1 protein-coding gene is annotated in these 2,350 nt (G+C 52.0%); it reads right to left on the reverse strand.

What is annotated here, in order from left to right; genetic code table 11:
- Positions 1 to 112: 112 nt before the first annotated feature.
- Complete coding sequence (gene ltrA / locus WFH18_RS17265) at positions 113 to 1,774, reverse strand: group II intron reverse transcriptase/maturase (RefSeq protein ID WP_005167203.1); 1,662 nt, start codon at positions 1,772 to 1,774, stop codon at positions 113 to 115.
- Positions 1,775 to 2,350: the final 576 nt, after the last annotated feature.

A 2,350-nucleotide genomic window follows, 5' to 3' on the forward strand; every position in this document is an offset into this window, starting at 1 on the left:
TGATTGTCGGGTAGTCAGACGCAGTTACCTACGTCCAACCCCCTAAGAACCGTGCATGCGAGTTTCCCAGCACACGGCTCAAGCCTCTGCTAAGGCGCCATTCGGCACCCGGTTATACATCGTTGACATTGGCAAACTGAACACTCCTCGGACAATACAGATGGTAAATCTCAAGATTAGCAACTGCATCCGTTCCACCATGACTTAGCTTCACAATATGACGGCTGTGCCATGGTGTATCTTTGGTGACTGGTTTAAGACAGGCGCAGCAGCGACCACCTTGTTTTAGCCACACCCGATACAGCTTGGCTCGCCCCTTTGCGGAGACCAGCATTCTTTTACCCCATCGGGATTCGAAGTACTCATCCCATGCGGGGTCATGAGGGTTAGCAGCAGCCTTGATCTTGATATGTCGCACAATTGGCGTGTCCGAGGCAGACACTAATGTGTATTGTCGCTTCCGACCATCGGCGGACTGTTCATCACATGAGAACACCCATCGACGCGCTCCTTGTACTTTGAAATACCGATCTTTGACCCATCGGAGTGTCTTGCGAGGGTGGCGACGTACAGCCCATCGCCAGAGCATTTCCCACACTGCGTTGTCTACCTGGTTGAAAACCTTCTTGGCAACGACATGACTATGATAGTTGGCCCAACCCCTTAGAATCGGGTTGAGCAAACCGATCAAAGTGGCCTGTCGTGTCGCTTTGTTTGCATTGATTAATGCTCGCAGCTTGTCAAGATGAGCGCTGATGTTTGCCTTTGACGGCTTGATCAGTAGCTTGCCGTTGTACTTACGTACGTTCCAGCCAAGAAAATCGAACCCGTTCCCTATGTGCGTGATTTTGGTCTTTTCCTGAGAGAGCACGAGACCGCGCTGCGCCAGAAATTCAACCACGGCAGGACGAACTTCATTTTCGAGCCACTCTTTAGAATACCCCGTGATGATGAAATCATCCGCATACCGTACCAGTTGCAGCTTTTTGCCTGTCCATTTGGCGTTAGAGAACCTCTTCGCCAGCATCGTTTCCAGTCCGTCCAAGGTCATGTTGGCCAGCACCGGGGAGATAATACCTCCTTGCGGTGTTCCGGAAAGACTGGGAAACAGCTTGCTTTGGTAGACGTAACCGGCTTTGAGCCATTTCCGTAGAATCACCTTGTCCATTGGGAGGTTGGCGATCATCCAGTCATGGCTGATATTGTCGAAACAGCCTTGAATGTCACCCTCTAGCACCCACTCCGCACTTACTTTTCTTGACAGCACACCAAAGCACTGTGCTGCAGCATCCGCGGTTGAGCGTTGCGGTCTGAACCCATAAGAGTTCCGATCAGCGATGGTCTCCGCGATGGGTTCCAAAGCCAGCAGATGGAGCGCCTGCATGGCCCGGCATTTCATCGTGGGTATCCCGAGAGGTCTCATCTTGCCATTTTTCTTCGGAATAAGGACTCTCCGAAGCGGAAGGGGCGTGTAACCTCGCCTCTTCAACGACATCATCGCACCGGTCTTGGCCTTGGGTGTATTCCAAGTCACCTTGTCGACCCCAGCCGTGTTTTTGCCTTTGTTTTCAGACACTCGTTTGACGGCCAATGCTTTGCCACTAAACGAGTGAGTCAGCAGCCATTGCAAAGCTTTCGCCTTGTTATGCCTGCCGTCTTGTACCGCCTTCACAATACGCGCTTGCAGCCCTCTGACATGACGCTGTACAGCAATCCAATCGATGCTGTCCCACGATGTGCTGGAAGGTGCACACGCTGATACTGCTGCATTCATTTGCTCTCCCTCCATTAAAAGGGTTCTACACACTCTCTTGTGATGAGAGACCATAAGGACGTCAGCCCGCTTTCGCGTGGGGTAATGTTTCAACCTCTATCCAACCCATTACAGACTGGCATTCGCTTTTTCCTCGTTCCTTCGCCCGCATCACCATGGGCAGTTTTTGCAAACTGCTTTCCCAATGGGAGTAATACGGGATTTCCACGTTCCGCTTACTGAAGTACATCGGCTTAGGTGCCTGCTATCGACCGGGAGGCGTATGGGTCACGAATGCGTAGTCGAAAGACGCAATTCCCACCTCCATTACCGTTTTGGTTCGAGCGTATCAGCCATTTCCGCTCGTTCAACTTAACGATCGTTACGCAGATTCACATGTGTTCACCATACCGATTATCTAGCCCTTGTCCGGCTATGGCTGCCAGAAGGGTACGCCTCTCACGATTGATACCCCGCACCTTGCGGTGCCTCGTTACATTGTCGAAGGCGCTCTTTATTCAGCCTTCTAGATTCACCCGGTGACACGGGTGGTTCCCGCAGGGGGGAACAACTTCATTAAGCGACTTCGTGTCGCAC

It is taken from the genome of Acinetobacter sp. USHLN143 (assembly GCF_037145695.1).
GTDB classification, from domain to species: domain Bacteria; phylum Pseudomonadota; class Gammaproteobacteria; order Pseudomonadales; family Moraxellaceae; genus Acinetobacter; species Acinetobacter fasciculus.